The 18,586-nt window shown below is 68.1% G+C and carries 21 protein-coding genes; 4 read left to right on the top strand and 17 right to left on the bottom strand.

Annotation, left to right across the window (positions count from 1 at the left end):
* Positions 1 to 153: 153 nt before the first annotated feature.
* Positions 154 to 444 carry a glutaredoxin family protein gene (locus tag ACQR3U_RS06190; RefSeq protein WP_230809980.1) on the bottom strand — a complete coding sequence of 97 codons (291 nt, stop codon included), beginning with the start codon at positions 442 to 444 and terminating at the stop codon, positions 154 to 156.
* A gap of 242 nt (positions 445 to 686) precedes the next feature.
* Here ACQR3U_RS06190 and ACQR3U_RS06185 point away from each other — a divergent pair, with 242 nt between their 5' ends.
* Entirely contained in the window at positions 687 to 1,643 is a 957-nt protein-coding gene (locus ACQR3U_RS06185) for an HAD family hydrolase (RefSeq protein ID WP_230809979.1), read from the top strand.
* A gap of 39 nt (positions 1,644 to 1,682) precedes the next feature.
* Here the strand turns inward: ACQR3U_RS06185 and ACQR3U_RS06180 are convergent, their stop codons facing one another.
* From ACQR3U_RS06180 to ACQR3U_RS06150, 7 genes are all read right to left on the bottom strand, one after another.
* Positions 1,683 to 2,666 carry a lysophospholipid acyltransferase family protein gene (locus ACQR3U_RS06180; protein WP_006552343.1) on the bottom strand — a complete coding sequence of 328 codons (984 nt, stop codon included), beginning with the start codon at positions 2,664 to 2,666 and terminating at the stop codon, positions 1,683 to 1,685.
* The gene (locus tag ACQR3U_RS06175) at positions 2,663 to 3,694 is read right to left on the bottom strand and encodes an NAD-dependent epimerase/dehydratase family protein (RefSeq protein WP_121208889.1); all 1,032 of its coding nucleotides are present in this window, start codon (positions 3,692 to 3,694) and stop codon (positions 2,663 to 2,665) included. The genes ACQR3U_RS06180 and ACQR3U_RS06175 overlap by 4 nt, the downstream gene beginning before the upstream one ends.
* A 226-nt stretch (positions 3,695 to 3,920) precedes the next feature.
* Positions 3,921 to 4,022, bottom strand: coding sequence for a 30S ribosomal protein bS22 (locus tag ACQR3U_RS06170; RefSeq protein ID WP_003402602.1), 102 nt, complete (start codon positions 4,020 to 4,022; stop codon positions 3,921 to 3,923).
* A 260-nt stretch (positions 4,023 to 4,282) separates the two neighbouring features.
* A complete protein-coding gene (locus ACQR3U_RS06165) occupies positions 4,283 to 4,519 on the bottom strand; it encodes a helix-turn-helix domain-containing protein (RefSeq protein ID WP_006552345.1) in 237 nt (78 codons plus the stop codon).
* A 213-nt stretch (positions 4,520 to 4,732) separates the two neighbouring features.
* Complete coding sequence (proC, locus tag ACQR3U_RS06160; protein ID WP_024101725.1) at positions 4,733 to 5,593, bottom strand: pyrroline-5-carboxylate reductase; 861 nt, start codon at positions 5,591 to 5,593, stop codon at positions 4,733 to 4,735.
* 77 nt (positions 5,594 to 5,670) lie between these two features.
* A complete protein-coding gene (locus tag ACQR3U_RS06155; RefSeq protein WP_230809978.1) occupies positions 5,671 to 6,528 on the bottom strand; it encodes a thioesterase family protein in 858 nt (285 codons plus the stop codon).
* Positions 6,525 to 7,190 (bottom strand): MerR family transcriptional regulator, encoded by a 666-nt coding sequence (locus ACQR3U_RS06150; RefSeq protein WP_230809977.1) that lies wholly within the window; start codon positions 7,188 to 7,190, stop codon positions 6,525 to 6,527. The genes ACQR3U_RS06155 and ACQR3U_RS06150 overlap by 4 nt, the downstream gene beginning before the upstream one ends.
* A gap of 94 nt (positions 7,191 to 7,284) precedes the next feature.
* On the opposite strand from ACQR3U_RS06150, the gene ACQR3U_RS06145 reads away from it, so the two are divergent.
* Positions 7,285 to 7,701 carry a hypothetical protein gene (locus tag ACQR3U_RS06145; RefSeq protein ID WP_230809976.1) on the top strand — a complete coding sequence of 139 codons (417 nt, stop codon included), beginning with the start codon at positions 7,285 to 7,287 and terminating at the stop codon, positions 7,699 to 7,701.
* On the opposite strand, the gene ACQR3U_RS06140 is transcribed toward ACQR3U_RS06145, so the two are convergent.
* Genes ACQR3U_RS06140 through ACQR3U_RS06130 form a run of 3 tightly spaced genes read right to left on the bottom strand, consistent with a single transcriptional unit; the run spans position 7,660 to position 10,848 of the window.
* Entirely contained in the window at positions 7,660 to 8,613 is a 954-nt protein-coding gene (locus ACQR3U_RS06140; RefSeq protein WP_019291195.1) for a sugar phosphate isomerase/epimerase family protein, read from the bottom strand. The two genes, ACQR3U_RS06145 and ACQR3U_RS06140, sit on opposite strands and share 42 nt — an antisense overlap.
* A gap of 4 nt (positions 8,614 to 8,617) precedes the next feature.
* Positions 8,618 to 9,898 (bottom strand): hypothetical protein, encoded by a 1,281-nt coding sequence (locus ACQR3U_RS06135; protein ID WP_230809975.1) that lies wholly within the window; start codon positions 9,896 to 9,898, stop codon positions 8,618 to 8,620.
* Positions 9,895 to 10,848 carry a Ppx/GppA phosphatase family protein gene (locus ACQR3U_RS06130; protein WP_082920950.1) on the bottom strand — a complete coding sequence of 318 codons (954 nt, stop codon included), beginning with the start codon at positions 10,846 to 10,848 and terminating at the stop codon, positions 9,895 to 9,897. Before ACQR3U_RS06130 ends, ACQR3U_RS06135 begins: the two co-directional genes overlap by 4 nt.
* Before the next feature lie 45 nt (positions 10,849 to 10,893).
* On the opposite strand from ACQR3U_RS06130, the gene ACQR3U_RS06125 reads away from it, so the two are divergent.
* The gene (locus tag ACQR3U_RS06125) at positions 10,894 to 11,724 is read left to right on the top strand and encodes a hypothetical protein (RefSeq protein ID WP_024101732.1); all 831 of its coding nucleotides are present in this window, start codon (positions 10,894 to 10,896) and stop codon (positions 11,722 to 11,724) included.
* On the opposite strand, the gene ACQR3U_RS06120 is transcribed toward ACQR3U_RS06125, so the two are convergent.
* The 4 genes from ACQR3U_RS06120 to ACQR3U_RS06105 form a co-directional block, all read right to left on the bottom strand.
* Positions 11,706 to 12,395: a response regulator transcription factor gene (locus ACQR3U_RS06120; protein WP_230809974.1), complete on the bottom strand. Its 690-nt coding sequence runs from the start codon at positions 12,393 to 12,395 to the stop codon at positions 11,706 to 11,708. The genes ACQR3U_RS06125 and ACQR3U_RS06120 overlap by 19 nt on opposite strands.
* Before the next feature lie 61 nt (positions 12,396 to 12,456).
* The gene (locus tag ACQR3U_RS06115) at positions 12,457 to 13,638 is read right to left on the bottom strand and encodes a sensor histidine kinase (RefSeq protein ID WP_230809973.1); all 1,182 of its coding nucleotides are present in this window, start codon (positions 13,636 to 13,638) and stop codon (positions 12,457 to 12,459) included.
* A 201-nt stretch (positions 13,639 to 13,839) separates the two neighbouring features.
* A complete protein-coding gene (locus ACQR3U_RS06110; RefSeq protein WP_230809972.1) occupies positions 13,840 to 14,586 on the bottom strand; it encodes a phosphoglyceromutase in 747 nt (248 codons plus the stop codon).
* Between the two features lie 233 nt (positions 14,587 to 14,819).
* Positions 14,820 to 15,083 (bottom strand): hypothetical protein, encoded by a 264-nt coding sequence (locus ACQR3U_RS06105; RefSeq protein WP_230809971.1) that lies wholly within the window; start codon positions 15,081 to 15,083, stop codon positions 14,820 to 14,822.
* Positions 15,084 to 15,444: 361 nt separating this feature from the next.
* On the opposite strand from ACQR3U_RS06105, the gene ACQR3U_RS06100 reads away from it, so the two are divergent.
* Positions 15,445 to 16,023 carry an FAD-dependent oxidoreductase gene (locus ACQR3U_RS06100; RefSeq protein ID WP_230809970.1) on the top strand — a complete coding sequence of 193 codons (579 nt, stop codon included), beginning with the start codon at positions 15,445 to 15,447 and terminating at the stop codon, positions 16,021 to 16,023.
* Between the two features lie 122 nt (positions 16,024 to 16,145).
* Here the strand turns inward: ACQR3U_RS06100 and ACQR3U_RS06095 are convergent, their stop codons facing one another.
* Positions 16,146 to 17,732, bottom strand: a complete 1,587-nt coding sequence (locus ACQR3U_RS06095) for an AMP-binding protein (protein WP_230809969.1) — start codon at positions 17,730 to 17,732, stop codon at positions 16,146 to 16,148.
* 247 nt (positions 17,733 to 17,979) lie between these two features.
* Complete coding sequence (locus ACQR3U_RS06090) at positions 17,980 to 18,309, bottom strand: transglycosylase family protein (RefSeq protein WP_006552360.1); 330 nt, start codon at positions 18,307 to 18,309, stop codon at positions 17,980 to 17,982.
* Positions 18,310 to 18,586: the final 277 nt, after the last annotated feature.

Here is an 18,586-nt window from a genome sequence, read left to right as displayed (position 1 = left end):
TGGCTCCTCGTCCGGCCGGTGGATACACACCTGGCCTCACGGTGATCCGGGAATTCGTTCACACCACGGTAACCGCTTGTGAAGCCATGCACAAAGTTGCTCGAAGCACCCCGAATGTGCTTCCCACCTGCTGTACGACGAGGATCTGCCGACTCACCGAGCGAGATTTGCGCGCAGTCGCGGCTCGTCGACCTCCCAGTAGCTGTGCTCGCGTCCGTCGAGCAGAACGACGGGCAGACGGTCCCCGAATTCGGCCCTCAGATCGGGATCGGTTGCGGCAGCGACATCCACGTCGATGCAGGTGACCTCGACGCCGAGCTCCTCCGCGAGCGCCTCGAGCTGCTCGCGCGCAGGACCGCACGCACCGCACCCGGCGCGCACGAGAAGTGTCAGGTGATGACGGCTCGCGGAGCCGCTCGTTGCCGATGACGATTGCTCACTCATGCCTCCACTGTGCGGCACGACCTGTCGAGATGAACGTCACACCCCGTCACGGGGGCGACGGCCTCCCGGTGAGGGGCGGTGTCGCGGGCTAGGCTTGGCGCGGGTCGCCCGTGCATGCGGTCGCCATATGTGCGGCGCCCGGAAGTGCAGGGGTCACACGGGGCCCGCCCGTTTCGACAGCCCCGCCCGTTACGACACCGGAGGTGCGAGTGCCAGGACGTTCGTTTCCCTACGGATGGGGCATGGGTGAGACGTGGGCGAGCATCATCCGTCCCGGACGTCGGCTTTTCTCTCGCAAATTCGGACCCAGCGAGGAAGAGGTCCGCGCCAATCTCGCAGGTGAGGCGAGCGCCGATGCCGCCCTCGCGTTGCAGGAATCCCGCGTCGAACCCGAGCCCTCCCCCGATACCGCTCCCGTCCCGCGCGATCTGACCGCGGCGGCGTTCTTCGACGTCGACAACACGATGGTGCAGGGCGCGTCGATCATCCACTTCGCCCGCGGCCTCGTCGCCCGGAACTACTTCGACAAGTCCGACCTGTTCGAGTTCGCCTGGCAGCAGGTCAAGTTCCGCCTGACGGGCAAGGAGAACATGAACGACGTCGCGTCCGGTCGCGACAAGGCGCTGTCGTTCGTGCAGGGCCGCTCCACGGAGGAACTGCGCCGGCTCGGCGAGGAGATCTACGACGACATCATCGCCGACAAGATCTGGCCGGGCACCCGCGCGCTCGCGCAGATGCACCTGGACGCGGGCCAGCAGGTGTGGCTCGTGACCGCGACGCCGGTCGAACTGGCCGACGTCATCGCCGAACGCCTCGGCCTGACCGGTGCGCTCGGCACCGTCGCCGAGTCGAAGGACGGCGTCTTCACGGGCCGTCTCGTCGGCGACATCCTGCACGGTCTCGGCAAGGCGCACGCGGTGCGGGCCCTCGCGATCCGTGAGGGTCTGAATCTCAAGCGCTGCACGGCTTATTCGGACAGTCACAACGACGTGCCGATGCTCTCGGTGGTCGGCACGGCCGTCGCGATCAATCCCGATCCGGATCTACGGCAGGTCGCTCGCACACGCGGGTGGGAGGTCCGCGACTTCCGGACGGCGCGCAAGGCCGCGAAGGTCGGGGTGCCGACGGCGCTCGGTCTCGGTGCCGCGGGTGGTGCTGTCGCGGTCCTCGTGGGTCGCCGCCGCGATCGAGCGGCCTGACAGTACAGCCGCGACCGAGCGGCTTGATTTTCGAGGTGCTCAGCCGAGGAAGACGTTCCGCCGGCGCGTGAGCAGTTTGTAGAGGGTCTGCTGGATCGTCTCGCGCACGTGGTCGGTGACCTCGAACAACACCATCGGATCCTCCGCCGAGGCCTCGTCGTACACGTCGGTGACGATGGGTGTGCCGAACTCGATGTACCACTTCGACGGCAGCGGCACGATCCCGAGCGGGCCGAGCGCCGGGAACAGCGGGGTGATCGGGAAGTAGGGCAGGCCGAGCAGGCGTGCGAGCGAGGTGAGGTCGGCGATGTTCGGGTAGATCTCCTCGGAGCCGACGATCGAGCACGGCACGATGGGCGCCTGGGTGCGCAGGGCCGCCGACACGAAACCGCCGCGGCCGAACCGCTGCAGTTTGTAACGCTCCTTGAACGGCTTGCCGAGTCCCTTGTACCCCTCGGGGAAGACCGCGACCACCTGGTCCTGCCGGAGGAGTCGTTCGGCGTCGGGATGGCACGCGAGGGTGTGGCCGGCCTTGCGCGTCACCGTCCCCACCACGGGCATACCGAAGGCGAGATCGGCGGCGAGCATCCGCAGGTGACGATCCGCGTGGTCGTGCACGGCGACGGAGGTCATCAGTGCGTCGACGGGGAGCGTGCCGGCGTGGTTGGCGACGACGAGTGCGCTGCCCTCGGCGGGGATGTTCTCGACGCCGCGGACCTCGACGCGGAACCACTTGTCGAACAGGGGTCGCAGCACCGGCAGGACGACGTTCTCGGTGAAGTGCGGGTCGAAGCCGAAGTCGTCGACTTCGTAGTCGCCGGTCATCCGGCGGCGCACGAACTCGGCGGTGGCGGTGACCTGTTGTGCGAGCGTGCCGCGCAGGTCGTCGAGGAATCGATCGGTGCGGTTCACCTGCTCGGGGGTGGGGGGTGGCCCCATCGACGGATGGGGTGTGCGTGTGACCCGTTCGCCGGGACGGCGGTTGCCGGCGTGCAACGGGATGACCTTCGCGACCTCCGTCATCGCGTCTCCCTCGTCTCTCCGAGCACGGAGAGCGCCATCGACTCGGCCTTGTCCACCCATTCGGTCTTCACGATGCGGGTGAGGGCGAGGCCCCGGGCGAAATCGTCGAGCGCTTCTCTCGTGGTCCAGCGTGGTTCGAATCCGAACTCGTTGCGCATGCGCGTGGTGTCGAGTCCGCATCCGAAATGGAAATAGTCGAGTTCTTCTTTGGTGAAGGAGTTCATCACGGAACCCATGAGTGCGTGCCCGACCGTGCGGAACAGCGCGTAGGGCATCGGCACGGTGACGCCACCGGCCCGGCGCACGGCCTGGGTCATCGTGACGATCCCCTCACCGGCGATGTTGTACGTCCCTGACGGTCCGGCGACGACCGCGTGTTCGAGCGCACCGAGTGCGTCCTCCTCGTGCAGCAATTGCAGTCGCGCGTCGCGGCCGAGCACGTTGGGGACGAGCGGGGAAGTGAGATAGCTCGACACCGAGCCGGGCAGCCGGTTCCCGACGGTGGGTGCGAACCGGAGGATGGTGGTCGCGATGTCGCTGCGCCGCCGGGCGACGCCGCGCAGATATCCCTCGACCTCTATCATGTCGCGGGCGAAGGCGCCCGTGGGCCGGCGGCGGGCGCTCATCTCCTCGGTGAACTTCGCGGGGTCCTTGGCACTCGATCCGTAGAGGACGGACGACGAGCGCAGCACGATCCTGCGCACCGAGGGTGCCTTCTGGCACACCGCGAACAGCTGCATCGCGCCGAGGACGTTCATGTCCTTCATCGCCGTGCGGCTCCCGGACTTCGGGGCCTTCGTGACGGCGGACGCGTGGACGACGGTGTCGACGTCCATGTTGCGGATGATCTTGCCGATGAGTGGGTTGCGGATGTCGGCGAGCACGAACTCGGCCCGCCCCATGCGCCGGAGCATGTCCTTCGACGGCGACTGGGTGTCGACGCCGATCACCCGCTCGATGTCGGGATTCTGGGCGAGCCTGGTGACGAGGAAACCACCCAGGAACCGACTTGCTCCGGTGACCAGCACGACTCGTGGACGTGCCACTTCGTGCCCCTGCGAAACCACTCGTGAAACCCCCTGCTGCACCACACGCGTCATCGGTCACATTCGCCCCGACGCGGTACGCCGTCCCACAATACGGCCACTTCGCCGCCATCGCACGACTCGTGGGTGAACTATTCGTGTACCGGGATGCACAGACGAACGATGCCCGCCACCATGGAAGGTGACGGGCATCGGATAGGCGCAGGGCTTACTTGCCGAGTTTACGACGCTGCACTCGGGTGCGGCGGAGCAGCTTGCGGTGCTTCTTCTTCGACATGCGCTTACGGCGCTTCTTGATCACAGATCCCATGTGGGCATCCCTCACGTTCCTTGTAGCGTTCCTGCGCACGCCGGTGACGTACGCCTGATGTATGTCGACGCTGGGCCTCGTGGCGACGAGTAACAGCGCCTCACGACACCGGCTGGCCGGTACGACGACAAGCAATCCTACCGGGGCGGCCCACCCGGCGTGAAACCGAGGTCCGTCCCGGAACGCGACTTCCCTCGCGCACCGGATCCGTTCGCCGTACCGTCGTCTCCGACGATGCGCCGATCGTCCCTGTCCGACCTCTATCCGACGTCGAAGTACGACGTCTCGAGGTAGTCGTGGACGGCCTTCGCATGCACGCGGAACGAGCGTCCCACACGCACTGCGGGTAGTTCGCCACTGTGCACCAGCCTGTACACGGTCATCTTCGACACCCGCATGAGAGCTGCCACTTCGGCAACCGTCAGGAACTGGGTACCGGCGAGAACCGACTGTCCGTCTTGAGGTTGACCCTTCGACGGCGTGTTTCCTGAAACCATTACACACCTCCGGCACGCCCGCGCCGCCGGCTTCCCCTCCGGCGGAACAGACACGCACGTGCTGATTCGAGCTTAGCGTGACGAATGGTTCCTGTGCGACGATGCAGCTGGGGAATTTCCGGCGGGCGGCTGTTCGTCGCCACGCTACGCCCTACGGTGACGTCTGTCAGAGTTCCGCAGTGACACCTGTCAGTGCCTCGGGTGGATGTCCTGTCAGGCCGTCCCGGAGAGCCCCTCGCGGGCCGCAGGCGACGGCTGATCCGATGCCGCCCCGAGTTGCGCGGAACGGCGCTTCGCAGCGTCGAGCGCCTCGTAGAAGGCCGTACGCAGGCCTCCACGCTCGAGTTCGCGGATCGCGGCCGCCGTGGTGCCACCCGGCGAGGTGACCGCGGCGCGCAGGTCGGCAGCGTTGTCCCCCGAGCGCGTGAGCATCGCGGCCGAGCCGGTCATCGTCTGCACCACCAGATCGGTGGCCACCGCCCGCGTCAGGCCGAGCGAGACACCGGCGTCGATCATCGCCTCCGCGACGAGAAAGAAATATGCGGGCCCGGATCCGGAAACCGCGGTGACCGCGTCGATCTGCGCCTCCGGGACCACCGAGACCGTTCCCACGCTCGCGAGGATCTCGCGGACCGTGTCGAGATGCTGCTGCTTGACGTACCGACCGGCGGACAGCACGCTCGCGCCCTCCCCGACGAGCATCGGGGTGTTCGGCATCACGCGCACGACGGGGAAACCGGCCGGGAGCTTGGTCTCGTAGCGGACCGTCGGGATGCCCGCGGCAAGCGACACCAGGATCTGCTCGTCGTCGTTCCCGGCGTCGACCGCCGCGAGGGCGGTGACGACGACGTCCACGTCGTTGGGCTTGACGGCCACGACCACCACGTCGGCGCCTTCCGCGGCGTCGGAGGTGCTGTCGGTGACCCGGATCGAGTAGGCCCGGGACAGTTCCTCACGCCGTTCCTCGAACTTCTCGGCGACCACGAGATCCTTGGTCGCGAAGCCGTTCTTCAGCAGACCCGAGATCAGCGCCTCGCCGATCCTGCCGCCACCGATCACTGCGATTCTCGTCATGGGGACAGACTGCCACGACCGTCCGTGCGGCCTACACCACGGTCACCGCCTGTCGGGACCTACCACGTTCGGGCCTATCAGCGCGGCATCATGGCCAGCTGACGCGATTGCACGACCACCTGGCCGGTCGAGTCGACGACGGTGTGGTCCTCCTCGAACCAGGTGCTGCCGAGCACGCTGCTCTCGGCGATGACCCGCAGCCATCCCGGAGCCGGGACCCGCCGCAGATAGGCGGTGAGTTGCACTGTCGGCGCCCAGCCGAAACGGCCGAGGTTCATCGCGACGGGAGCCGACACGTCGCCGCACATGAGCGCGAACAGCACCGAGGTGTCGACGTCGGCCTCGTCGCCCGGCGACGGCCGCGTCCACATCGACACGAGCGGTTCACCCTGCTGCCCGTCGAGGAAACGCGCGGTGGCGGAGTCGATCCGGAGGTGGGAGGTGGCGGCGAACTTCACGATCTGCCCCATGGGGTGCTCGGGGGTGACGAGCACCGACTCGGCCGGCGGGTCGGCGGGCATGGTGGTCGCGCGGTGCGGCACCGTGTGGAAGGGCTCCTCGGTATCCGGCGTGCCGAGGGTGACACTCGCCCGCACCGCCACACGCCCGGCCTGGGACAGTTCGACGTCCACAAGGGCGATCTGCTTGCCCTGCTTGCGTAGGACGGTGGTGAGTTCGACGTCGCCGGGGTCGGGCGCGGCGACGAACGAGGCACTCACGGCGAGGGGCTGGGTGAGCGGGTCGACGCCGGCGTCGAGCACCGACCTGCGCGCCGCGGACGCGCAGACCGCGAGCATGCATCCGCCGTGCACCTTGGGCCCGATGGTCCACACCGGATCGATGTGCGCCTGCCAGGCCGCCGTGCCATCCGGGTGCTCTGCCGGCACCCGGGTGACCGAGGTCAGGTCGAGGAAGGGCTGGTCGGTGAGGGTCACTGCTGCTCCTGGTCGTCGTTCGGGGCCGGATCGGCGCCGGTCGTGGGGGGTCCACCGGACCCGAACATGCGGGCGGCGAGATGCTGGTGGGCCAACCGGCGCATGGCCGTGAGGACCGGTTCGTACAGGGCGGTCCCGAGCACGGCCGCTTCCACGGTGGCTTCCCGGGAGTGCGTCGGCAGCAGTTCGAGGTCGAGTTCGGCGATGGCGCGGACGTGACGGCCGTAGGCGTCGATCCGGCGGTCGTCCATCCGCAGGCCGGCGGCTTCGAGTGCCGCGAGCGCGTGTTCGAGTTGCGCCACGGCCGCGAACCGTGGGTCGTAGATCTGGCCGAGGTGTTCGAGCAGGTGGCGGGCGCGGGGATAGCCGGGACCGGCCGAGTCCTCGACGTAGGGTGGCAGCGCGGCGATGGCGTGGCCGAGTTCGACGAAGAGGTCGTCGCGGGGATTGTCGACGAGATCCACGACGGTCTTGATCTTCGCGAGGGGCAGACCCTGCGCGGCGAGTGACCGGACCAGACCCATGCGCCTCACGTGCCGGTCGTCGTAGGTCGCCGAGGTGACGCTCGTCGCCACGCCCGGCATGAGCAGCCCCTCGCGCAGGTAGTACTTCACCGTCGGCAGCGGTATGCCGCAACGCTCGGCGAGTTCCGAGATACGCACCGATCACCTCCGCTCCTCGACACCGGATACTACAACTATCCAGTATTGGATAGTTGTAGTATCCAGTCGCGGAGTACCGGCCGAGGAGGCCCTCATGCATCCGCTCGTGACCATCGTTCTCGGGAGCACCGTGCTCACCGTCGCAGGCATCGCCTTCGGAGGCACCTTCCTGCTCCGCGTCGCCGCGGGCGGCGTACCCACCAACGACCTGCAGAAGACGTTCTTCCGTGCCGGTCACGCCCACGCTGGAGTACTCGTCACACTCGGGCTGCTCATCGCCGTTCTCACGCACGTCGTGGGCGCATCACCCGGTTGGTCGGCGGCCGGCGCCATCGCCGTGCTCGTCGCCGCGATCCTGATCCCGGCAGGCTTCTTCCTGTCGGTGCTCGGGCCCGATCCGACGCGGCCCGGCCGGATGTTCGAGGCGGTCCGGCTCGGCGCCGTCTCCCTCACCGCGGGCGTGCTGATCTCAGGCGTCGCCGTGCTCGCCACCGGAATCGCTGCCCTCTGAGGCGGGGACGCGCGCGATGTCCGTGTGCCTGGGACTCTCGGGGCCGGCGGTGATCGCGCGCGTCGCCGAGCGATCCAGGTGCGTGCGCGCGAAGGCCAGCGAACGCGCCAGCATCCCGGCGCGCTCCGCACGCGTCCGTGCGCTCTGGGTGCTGATCTCGAGCACCACGTGCCCGCCGAAGTCGCTCGCGGCGAGCCGGCGGCACACGTCCGCACACGGCTGCGTGCCCGTTCCCGGGACGAGGTGTTCGTCGAGCGAGGAGCCCCGGCCGTCGGCGAGATGGAGGTGGGCGAGCCCCTCCCCCATCCGATCCGCGAGCGCGAGGGCGTCGGCCCCCGCGGTCGCGGTGTGCGACAGGTCGAGCGTGTAGTGCGCGAAACCGGTGTCGGTGGGGTCGAGCGACGGGCTGTAGGCCGAGACCGCGCGGCCGGGACCGCGCCGACGCAGACGTTCGGCGCCGCGATCACGACCGCCGAAGACGACGTCGGCCCTCATCGGGTACATGTTCTCGACCGCGAGCACCACGTGGCTGTCGGCCTCGAGCGCCGCGACCTGGTCGGAGAATCCCTCCGCATAGCGACGCTGCCACCGGAAGGGCGGGTGGACCACGACGGTCTCCGCACCGAGGATCTCGGCGACACGCACCGAACGGTCGAGCTTGGCGGCGGGATCGGATCCCCACACGCGCTGCGAGATCAGCAGACACGGCACGTGCACGGCGAGCACCGGCACGCCGTACTCGCGGACCAGACGCTCCACCGAGGTGGGGTCCTGGCTCACCGGTTCGGCCCACACCATCAGCTCGACCCCGTCGAAACCGAGATCGGCCGCGAAGCGGAACGCCGCTTCGGTGTTCTCCGGATAGACCGAAGCGGTGGACAGCCCTACCCGGATTCCCTGCGCGGTCGGCATCGGCTCACCCGGGCAGCAGGAACAACAGCGGCCCGAAGGCCACGAATGCTCCCACCGCGAGCGCGATGAGCTGACTCGTGATGTCGTCGGTGCGCCGCAGGACACGCACCAGCGCGACCAGGCCCACGATCACCAGCAGCGCGAGCGCGAAGGCGACCCACGGCATGAGGTCCCACAACCGCTCGAAGCCCTTGAAGAGCAATCCGCCCGCGACGATCGCGGCGACGCTCTCGCCGATCAGCAACGCCCATTGCTTGAGGCCACTGCCCTGCTCCGCGTCGGTGGACTCGTCGTCCGCACTCTTCCGTGCCGAGTCGTCGGCGGCGTCGGACGTCGACTTCCCACCCTTGCCGCGGGACTTCCGCGACCGCGACGATGCCACTCCCTCCGAAGCGTCGGGCGCGGCACCCGCAGCACCGATGGTGTCGGTCGAGTCGTCGGCGTCGGCACCGGTGCCCTGCAGGTCGCTGGCGGGGCCGGACAGTAGTCGCGGTTCGGCGACGTCGGCCTTGCGCACCGACACCGCCGGGGCGCTCGCCTTCTCGGACTGCTTGTCCGCCTTCTTGTCGGCGACCGCTGCTCCTTCACCGGACTGCGAGCCGGGCGCGGCCGCTCCGAGATGCGCCCGCGCGCGACGGGGGAGCGCCTCGGGACGGATGACCTCGGTCGGCGACTCGATCTTGGGCGGCGCCGCCTTGGACGCTGCCTTCGTCGATGCGGCCGTCTTCGAGACTGCATCCGTCTTCGACACCGTGTCCGTCTTCGACACTGCATCCGCGGCTGCAGGCACCTTCGCCGCCGGGCCGGACGGCGCCTTCGCAGTGGGTGGTGTTTTCGCGGCAGGCGGCGTCTTCGTGACGGCAGGCGTGCTCGTTCCGGTCTTCACCGGCGGCGTCTTCGTCTCGACGGCAACCCGCGGGGTCACGGTGGTCTTTTCGATGTCGGACAGCGCGAAGGTCGCCGCCTTCGGCGTCTCTAGCTTCGGGGTCTCGACCTTGCGTGGCGCCGGGACGGCCTTCGGCGGGGTCTCCGCCTCGACAGCAGCCGTCGAGGACGACGAATCCGCCTGCCCGGCAGCGCTTTCCACATCGGTCGGGGTGCGCCGCTCGACCTTGCTGTCTGCGCGGGTGATCGGGATCTCGCCCGTCAGTTCGGCGACGGAGATGCCGCCGCTCGCACCTCGTCGGCGTCGTCCCCCGGCCCGTGTTCCCACCTTCTGGCCGTTACGCGCCAACAGCTCGGCCACGGAGATCTGCCCCGTGTCGTTGCTGCGATTCTCGCTCATCCGGTTGCCACCACCAGTTCGCCACCCATATCCGTATCGAGCTTCCGAAGAATCAGGCCTTCGCGCAACGCCCACGGGCAGATCTGCAGCGTCTCCACTCCGAGGGCACGCATGCTCGCCTCCGCGACGAGGGCGCCGGCGACGAGTTGCTCGGACCGGTCCGAGCTGACGCCTTCGAGTTCTGCGCGGTCGGCCGTGGTCATCCGGGAGATGAAGGCGATGAGCTGGCGCAGTCCGCTGGCCGTCAGGGTCCGTTGTACCCGCAGGCCGGCGGACGAGGGGGCCGCGCCGGTCAGGCGGGCGAGGGTCCGGAAGGTCTTGGAGGTGCCCACACACAGGTCGGGGTCGCCCGCGTTGCGTATGGCCTTCGCCGGCTCGGCGAGTTCGGCGTCGAGCCAGTCGCGCAGCGCCGAGATCCGGCGCTTGCCGGGCGGGTCCTCACGGAACCAGTCGCGGGTGAGCCGTCCCGCACCGAGCTGGAGCGAGTAGGCGATCTCGGGGTCCTCGTCGCCACCGAAGGTGAGCTCGAGCGAACCACCGCCGATGTCGAGGTCGAGGATGTTTCCGGCGCTCCAGCCGTACCAGCGGCGCACCGCGAGGAAGGTCAGCCGCGCCTCGTCCTCGCCGGAGAGCACGTCCAGCGACACCCCGGCCTCCCGGCGCACCCGCTCGAGGACGGCCTCGGAGTTGCCGGCGTCGCGCACCGCAGACGTCGCGAACGCCATGAGCTCGCCGCATCCCGAGGTGCGGGCGATGCTGGCGAATTCGGCGGCGGTCTCGACGAGCTGATCGGCGCCGTTGGAGGTGATGTCGCCGTTGTCGTCCATGTTCTCGGACAGCCGCAGCGTGGCCTTCGTCGAACTCATCGGCGTGGGGTGCCCACCACGATGGGCGTCCACCACCAACAGGTGAACGGTGTTGCTTCCGACGTCGAGTACCCCTAAGCGCACATCAATACGGTACTGGGTCTACCGTCGGGACCTGTGACAGCAGGTATGTCCCATGCCCCACACAAACTCGACCCGGCCCCGGAAGTCCCTCTCGACTTTCCTCGGGAATGGGTGGAGTTCACCGACCCCGACAACGACGAACACGTCATCGCCGCAGACATGACATGGCTGCTCTCGCGGTGGACCTGCGTGTTCGGCACTCCGGCGTGCCAGGGCATCATCGCCGAGCGACCCGACGACGGGTGCTGCTCGCACGGTGCGTTCCTGTCCGACGACGACGATCGCCAGAAGCTGGCGAAGGCAGTGAAACACCTCACGCCGGCCGATTGGCAGTTCATGGACAAGGGCCTGGGCAAGAAGGGCTACCTCGAAGAGGACGAGATCGACGACGAGCCCGCCCTGCGCACCCGCCGCTACAAGGGTGCGTGCATCTTCCTGAACCGTCCCGGATTCGAGGGCGGCCAGGGCTGTGCCCTCCACACCATGGCGTTGCGACGCGGCATCGAACCGCTCGAGATGAAGCCTGACGTGTGCTGGCAGCTCCCGATCCGCCGCACCCAGGACTGGGTCGAGCGTCCCGACGGCACCGAGATCCTGCGCACGGTCATCACCGAGTACGACCGACGCGGCTGGGGTGAGGGTGGACACGACCTCGACTGGTACTGCTCGGGCTCTCCCGACGCGCACGTCGGCGAGCGTCCGGTCTGGCAGTCGTACGCCCCCGAGCTCACCGAACTCCTCGGTGCGGCGGCCTACGACGAGCTTGCGCGCCTGTGCCGGCGACGCCAGGGACTGGGTCTGATCGCGATCCATCCCGCGACGTCGGCAGCACAGGCGGGCTCCGATGCCGGCTCCGATCAGGCCTCGAGCTTGTAACCCAGACCGCGCACCGTCACGAGGTGACGCGGCTTGGCCGGATCCTCCTCGATCTTCGAGCGCAGACGCTTGACGTGGACGTCGAGGGTCTTGGTGTCGCCGACGTAGTCGGCGCCCCACACCCGGTCGATGAGCTGTCCGCGGGTGAGCACCCGCCCGGAGTTCCGCAGGAGATATTCGAGCAGGTCGAATTCCTTGAGCGGCATGGCAACCGGCTCACCGTTGACGTACACGACGTGACGGTCGACGTCCATCCGCACGGGTCCGGCCTCGAGCAGTCCGTCGTCCGCCGCTACCTCGCTCTCGGTGTCGGCCCCGCGCCGCAGGACCGCACGGATCCGGGCGATGAGTTCACGCGCCGAGTACGGTTTGGTGACGTAGTCGTCGGCGCCGAGTTCGAGCCCGACGACCTTGTCGATCTCGCTGTCGCGAGCGGTGACCATGATGACCGGCACACCCGAGCGGGTCCGCAACTGCTTGCACACGTCGGTGCCGCTCATCCCGGGGAGCATCAGGTCGAGCAGGACGATGTCGGCGCCCTCCCGGTCGAACTCGGCGAGGGCCGAGGGGCCGTCGCCGGCGATGGTCGTCTCGAACCCCTCCTTCCGCAGCAGGAAGGCGAGCGGATCCGCCAACGATTCCTCGTCCTCGACGATCAGCACACGCGTCACGAGCTGGTCCTCCGTCTGTTTCTCGATATCCGTCCGCCCGGGAACCCGGGTGGGGTCTGCGTCACGATCCGACCACCTTCTCGGTGCGGTCGGCGGTGTGGTTCTCGTCGTCCTCGGCGGCCTCGACGTGGGCCGGGACGAGGAGGGTGAAGGTGGAGCCGGTACCGGGCTTGCTCCACAGGGTGATCTCGCCGTGATGGTTCGCAGCGACGTGCTTGACGATGGCCAGCCCGAGGCCGGTGCCTCCGGTGGCCCGCGACCGGGCCTTGTCGACGCGGAAGAAGCGCTCGAAGACCCGCTCCTGGTCCTCCTTGGCGATACCGATCCCCCGGTCGGTGACGGCCATAGCGACCTTCCCGTCGCGCAGCGACCTGCTGATGGTCACCGGTGAGCCGGCCGGGGAGTAGGCGATCGCGTTCTCGATGAGGTTGGTGAGGGCGCTGACGAGCAGCGTTCGGTCGCCGAGGATCTCGAGACCGCTCGGCCGGTCGGTGCTGATGGTGATCGAGGCGTTCTCGGCGGTCAGGCGCGTGCGGTCGAGAGCCTCGTCGACGACGTCGTCGACGTCCACGACCTCGAGATCGGGCAGTTTCTCGGCACCCTGGAGCTTCGAGAGGGCGATCAGTTCGGTCACCATGTTGCCGAGGCGCGTCGCCTCGCGTTGGACCCGTTCGCCGAAGTGGCGGACGGTCTCGGGATCGTCGACGGATTCGAGCAGCGCCTCCGCGAGCAACGCCATCGCGCCGACGGGGGTCTTCAGTTCGTGGCTGATGTTGGCCACGAAATCGCGCCGGGTGGCCTCCATGCGGACGTGCTCGGAGTCGTCGAAGGCGTAGAGCACGACGAAGCGCGGATCCTGGTCGAGCAGCAGCCGGACGGTGCAGCGCACCGCGACGGGCTCGCGGCCGAGCAATGCCTTCGCGCCCAGGTCGAGTTCGATCGGCTTCCTCTTCTCGAGCACCTGGCAGGCGGCCGCCCAGGCCCGGTCGTCGATCTGCCGGTTGCGGACGAGGCCGAGTTCCTCGGCGCGCGGGTTCGACAGGACGACGTCGTGGAACTTGTCGACCACCGCGATACCGGTCGACGCCCCGTGCACGACCCGGTCGAGCACGTCGAACATCGTGAGGTCGGGTTGGTTGCTACCGTGGGCCCGGCGCTGCACCAGCCTCCCGGCGGCGACGGTGACGATCCCGCCGAGGACCGCTGCGACCACGGCCAGCAACACGGCCTGCGTAACACTCACACTTCGAATCGTAATGACACCGGTACCCCACCGGACAGCGGGTCGACGGCATTTCCCGCACGTCACACCTCATTTTTCGGATGTTGGAGTGTTGTTCACCCTTTGTTCGCCCAGAACGGACCACTCTGCGACGGACCTGCACGAACGAACCGACCCCGTCACCGAACGGCAACGGGGTCGGATCTCGCTTCCGTGAGGCTGCTACTTGGCGCCCTGGTTCGCGACCGCCGCCGCACCGGCAGCTGCGGCCTCGGGGTCGAGATAGGTGCCACCCGGGTTCAGCGGGCGCAGGTTCTCGTCGAGGTCGTAGCGCAGCGGGATGCCCGTCGGAATGTTCAGGCCCGCGATGTCGTCGTCGGAGATCCCGTCGAGGTGCTTGACGAGCGCGCGCAACGAGTTGCCGTGCGCGGTGACGAGCACGGTCTTGCCCGCGAGCAGGTCCTGGGAGATCGTCGACTCCCAGTACGGGATCAAACGGGCGACGACGTCCTTCAGGCACTCCGTGAGGGGAACCTCGTCGACGTCGGCGTAGCGCGGGTCGGCGTCCTGGCTGTACTTCGAACCCGGCTCGATCGGCGGCGGCGGGGTGTCGTAGCTGCGACGCCACAGCATGAACTGCTCCTCGCCGAACTCCTCCTTGATCTCGGACTTGTTCTTGCCCTGGAGCGCGCCGTAGTGGCGTTCGTTGAGACGCCAGTCGCGGATGACGGGGATCCAGTGCCGGTCGGCGGCGTCGAGCGCGAAGTTGGCGGTGCTGATCGCGCGGCGCAGCAGGGAGGTGTAGGAGACGTCGGGAAGCACATTGTGCTCGGCGAGGAGGGCACCGGCCCGCTTGCCCTCGGCGATCCCCTTGTCGGTCAGATGCACGTCCACCCAGCCGGTGAACAGGTTCATCGCATTCCATTCGCTCTCGCCGTGGCGGAGCAGAACAAGTGTTCCGATAGTCATGACCCAATCCTGACATGCACGGATGGGGATTTCGCCACGGGCGCCCCCGATCGTGGGCCATATCTGACAATGTACGTTGCCAGGAACGCGGGAGTCGGCGCCGCGCACCACAGTTCGTCATCACCGACACACACGGGATTCGATGTCACACCGGGGTCCGCAGCCCGACGGACGCATGTCCCGCCGCACCGTCCTCACCGCCCTCGGCGCGCTCGGGGCCGCAGCCCTGCCGGTCACGGCGGGCGCACAGCCGAGCCGCCGCGCACGAGTTGATCGAACGCGGCTTCGAGGTCACCGTCTTCGAGCCGACCGCGCTCGGCGGCAAGGCGCGCAGCATCCCCTCCCCCGGCACCGCGGCAGGCGGCCGCCTCGATCTGCCCGGTGAACACGGCTTCCGCTTCTTCCCTGGCTTCAACCAGCACATCCCCGACACGATGCGACGGATCCCGTTCCCCGGAAACCCGAACGGCGTGTTCGACAAACCCGTTGCGGGACACGGCTCCCGGATGGCGATCCCGGCACGCCCCACTTCACCGCCCCGGCCTCCATCGCACCGCTGCGCTTCGACATCTACGACCCGCTGAGTCTGCAGGAGAGCCTGACAGCGGCCTTCTCCCTCGGCGGCTCGATCCCGCCGCACGAACTCGCGGTCTTCATACGCAAACTCGTCATGTTCCTCACCAATAGCCTCGAACGTCGCAACGGCCAGGGGAACACGAGACGTGGGCGCAGACCCTCGAGGCCGACGGCAAGTCGAAGGGGTACCTCGAGATCCTCGTCTCCGCACTGACGCGACAGCTCGTCTCCGCACTGACGCGACAGCTCGTCTCCGCACTGACGCGACAGCTCGTCGCGGCGATGCCGGCCGAACGCGCCGTCTCGCTGTGGCGCGGCGACTTCGCCCAACGGTACGGCGACGGTTCGGCGCACGACTGCCTGTCGGTGGACATCTCCGACTGGGACACCCCCGGCATCCTCTACGGCAGAACTGCCAGGCAGTGCACGCCGGAGGAGATCGCCCGCGAGGTGTGGGCGCAGATGTCGGCCTGCCTCGAGGACGGGACGGGCGCGATCGACGAGAACGACATCGCCTCGTGGTTCCTCGATCCCGGCGTGAAGTGGGGAGCCGGTGGCGTCACCAACGACACCCGCTGCTCATCAACACCGCGGGGGTCGCTCGCGAACCGGCCCGAGGCACACACCGCGATCCCGAACCTGTTCCTCGCGGGCGACTACGTCCGCAACGACATCGACCTCGCGACGATGGAGAGCGCGAACGAATCGGCGCGGGCGGCGGTGGGTGCGTTGCTCCAGACTGCGGGCTCCCCCGCCGCACCGCCGGCACTGTACAAGTTGCACGAACCGCCCGAACTGGAACCCTTGCGGCGCATCAACGCCGACCGGTACCGAGCGGGAGAACCACACATGCTCGCCTGATCGGGCAGGGTCCTCCACGGCCCGAGAGGTCGAGGCCCGGCGGTTCCGTAGCAGGGGCCGGACAGCGGCATCCCCGGGAGACACACGATCTCCCGGGGATCCACACGTCGCCGGTGCGCCCGTCAGGCGTTCAGGGCGCGCAGATCCTTCCGAAGAATCTTGCCCGCAGAGGATTTCGGCACCGTGTCGATGAACTCGACCTGGCGGACCTTCTTGTGCGGCGCGACCCGCGCGGCCACGAAGTCGATGACCTCGTCCTCGTCGATCGTCGAATCCGGCTGCCGGACGACGAAGGCCTTCGGGACCTCCTCGCCCTCGTCGTCGTGGACGCCGATCACCGCGGCGTCGGCGATCTGCGGGTGCGTGAGCAGCAGAGCCTCGAGCTCGGCCGGCGGCACCTGGTAGCCCTTGTACTTGATGAGTTCCTTGAGCCTGTCGACGATCCGGACGGCACCTTTCCCGTCGACCGTGGCGATGTCGCCGGTGTGGAGGAAGCCGTCATCGTCGAGGGTGTCGGCCGTGGCCTCGGGATTGCCGAGATAACCGAGCATGACGTTCGGCCCCTTGCACCACAGTTCGCCGGGCGCCGAAACGCCGTCGCCGGTGGGATATTCGACTTCCTCGCCGGTCGCGGGATCGACGATCTTACATTCCATGTTCGCGATCGTCGGACCCACCGAATCGAGATCGGTCTCGTTGTCCTCGAAGGGAATTGCGTGCGACACGGGCGACATCTCCGACATGCCGTATCCCTGCCGGACGTTGCAGCCCAGGCGCTTCACGACGGATCCGGCGAGTTCCTTGTCGAGCGGTGCGGCACCGGAGAAGACCGTGTGCACGCTCGACAGGTCGTACTGGTCGACGAGGGGGTGCTTGGCGAGCGCGACCGCGACCGGCGGCGCGATGAACACGTACGTGCACTTGTGTTCCGAGATGTAGGTGAGGAAGTCGACGAGGTCGAACTTCGGCATCGTCACCAGCGACGCGCGGTTGTACAGCGCGGCGTTCAGCAGCACCGTCATGCCGTAGATGTGGAAGAACGGCAGCAGTGCGAGCACGCGGTCGTCGGCGGCGATACCCATCCGCGGGGTGATCTGGCAGACGTTCGCGACGAGATTACGGTGCGTGAGCATCACGCCCTTGGGCCGGCCGGTCGTGCCCGAGGAATACGGCAGTACCGCGAGGTGGGTGGCCGGATCGAACTCGACCGCGGGAGCCGGTGACCCCTCGGTGAGCACGTCGCGCAGGGACGGATGGCCCTCGGCCCCGTCGAGCACGAAGAGCAGCTCATCGGGGATCCCGGCGGCCGCGGCGGCCTCCTTCGCCTGCGGCAGGAACGGGGACACCGTGAACAGTGCCACGGCCCCCGAGTCGTCGAGCTGCTTCGAGATCTCCCCGGCCGTGTAGAGAGCGTTGATCGTGGTCGCGGTGGCGCCGGACCTCAGGATGCCGTGGAAGACCGAGGCGAAGGCCGGCACGTTGGGTGCGAGCAGCCCGACGACCTTCCCCACACCGATGCCCCGGGCGGCCAGCGCTCCGGCGACGGCGTCGATGTGGGTCACGAGCGTGCGGTAGTCCGTCACCGTGCCGGACGCGCCGTCGATCAGCGCGGGTCGATCGAGCTCGGACTCGTCGAGCGAACCGAACAGGAAGTCGTAGACACTCGATGCCGGGATGTCCACGTCGGGAAAGGGACTGCGGAAACTCATTACTCATCCTCCGAGTATTCTGCTGGCACGCCGTGCCGACTTTCGGTCGAGTTCACACTACCGCAGCGGCTATGAAGCCCGTCACACACGCTGTGTGGGGATTGCGAGGATACCGTCCCGGCGCGATTCCCCTGCCGGAAAGCACGAACCCCGCGTGCGACGGATCGCACGCGGGGTTCGTGAAGCTGCTGGAGCTGCACTCACGATGGCGTGTGAGCTGCGCTCGCCACCCCGGAGGGCGCTGCGGTCAGAGGTACTGACCGCAGACCGGCCATGCACCGACGCCCTGTCCGGCGAGGACGTTCTCGGCGACGCGGATCTGTTCCTCGCGCGACGCGTTGTTCGCGGTTCCCGAGCCACCGTAGGCCTCCCAGGTGCTCTGCGAGAACTGCAGACCGCCGTAGTAGCCGTTACCGGTGTTGATCGCCCAGTTACCACCGCTCTCGCACTGTGCGACGGCATCCCAGTTACCGGATGCAGCATTGGCGGTACCGGCACCCAGAGCGAACGGGGTCGCAACGAGTGCAGTGGAGGCAGCGAGGGTGCCCAGGGCGCGCTTGATCGTGAACTTTGCCATGTGGATGAATCCTTTCCGGCTGCTTGCGAGGCCCCCGACGCAATGGGTCCGCCACATGTGGGCTTGACGGTCGGTGCCGGCAACACGGTGCGGTGCTGGCGCACGCCCGGTCGCTCTCTCGCTCCACCCCTCGGCAGATTGTGGATCCGACAATCCCGCGGGGGTGGAACGAGCGGCTGCGGGGCCGGTGTGTAAAGCCCGTCGGTATCGGGCCTACATCGACGGTAAGGGTTCATCACGGCGAGGTCACGGTTCGATTTTCCGGTACGGCTGTGCG

Source organism: Rhodococcus sp. IEGM1339, assembly GCF_050321925.1.
In the GTDB taxonomy this organism is placed as follows: Bacteria; Actinomycetota; Actinomycetes; order Mycobacteriales; family Mycobacteriaceae; genus Rhodococcus; species Rhodococcus pyridinivorans.
Note: the sequence above shows the minus strand (reverse complement) of the source record. Positions and strands in the feature narration are given on the sequence as shown.

Excerpts from the sequence above, each read along its gene's own strand:
- ACQR3U_RS06095 (WP_230809969.1), bottom strand. The coding sequence starts at position 17,732 with ATGAGTTTCCGCAGTCCCTTTCCCGACGTGGACATCCCGGCATCGAGT.
- ACQR3U_RS06125 (WP_024101732.1), top strand. The coding sequence starts at position 10,894 with ATGTCCCATGCCCCACACAAACTCGACCCGGCCCCGGAAGTCCCTCTC.
- ACQR3U_RS06140 (WP_019291195.1), bottom strand. The coding sequence starts at position 8,613 with ATGCCGACCGCGCAGGGAATCCGGGTAGGGCTGTCCACCGCTTCGGTC.
- ACQR3U_RS06090 (WP_006552360.1), bottom strand. The coding sequence starts at position 18,309 with ATGGCAAAGTTCACGATCAAGCGCGCCCTGGGCACCCTCGCTGCCTCC.
- ACQR3U_RS06170 (WP_003402602.1), bottom strand. The coding sequence starts at position 4,022 with ATGGGATCTGTGATCAAGAAGCGCCGTAAGCGCATGTCGAAGAAGAAG.
- ACQR3U_RS06100 (WP_230809970.1), top strand. The coding sequence starts at position 15,445 with ATGCCGGCCGAACGCGCCGTCTCGCTGTGGCGCGGCGACTTCGCCCAA.
- ACQR3U_RS06135 (WP_230809975.1), bottom strand. The coding sequence starts at position 9,898 with ATGAGCGAGAATCGCAGCAACGACACGGGGCAGATCTCCGTGGCCGAG.
- ACQR3U_RS06180 (WP_006552343.1), bottom strand. The coding sequence starts at position 2,666 with ATGACGGAGGTCGCGAAGGTCATCCCGTTGCACGCCGGCAACCGCCGT.
- ACQR3U_RS06190 (WP_230809980.1), bottom strand. The coding sequence starts at position 444 with ATGAGTGAGCAATCGTCATCGGCAACGAGCGGCTCCGCGAGCCGTCAT.
- ACQR3U_RS06165 (WP_006552345.1), bottom strand. The coding sequence starts at position 4,519 with ATGGTTTCAGGAAACACGCCGTCGAAGGGTCAACCTCAAGACGGACAG.
- ACQR3U_RS06145 (WP_230809976.1), top strand. The coding sequence starts at position 7,285 with ATGCATCCGCTCGTGACCATCGTTCTCGGGAGCACCGTGCTCACCGTC.
- ACQR3U_RS06185 (WP_230809979.1), top strand. The coding sequence starts at position 687 with ATGGGTGAGACGTGGGCGAGCATCATCCGTCCCGGACGTCGGCTTTTC.
- proC (WP_024101725.1), bottom strand. The coding sequence starts at position 5,593 with ATGACGAGAATCGCAGTGATCGGTGGCGGCAGGATCGGCGAGGCGCTG.
- ACQR3U_RS06110 (WP_230809972.1), bottom strand. The coding sequence starts at position 14,586 with ATGACTATCGGAACACTTGTTCTGCTCCGCCACGGCGAGAGCGAATGG.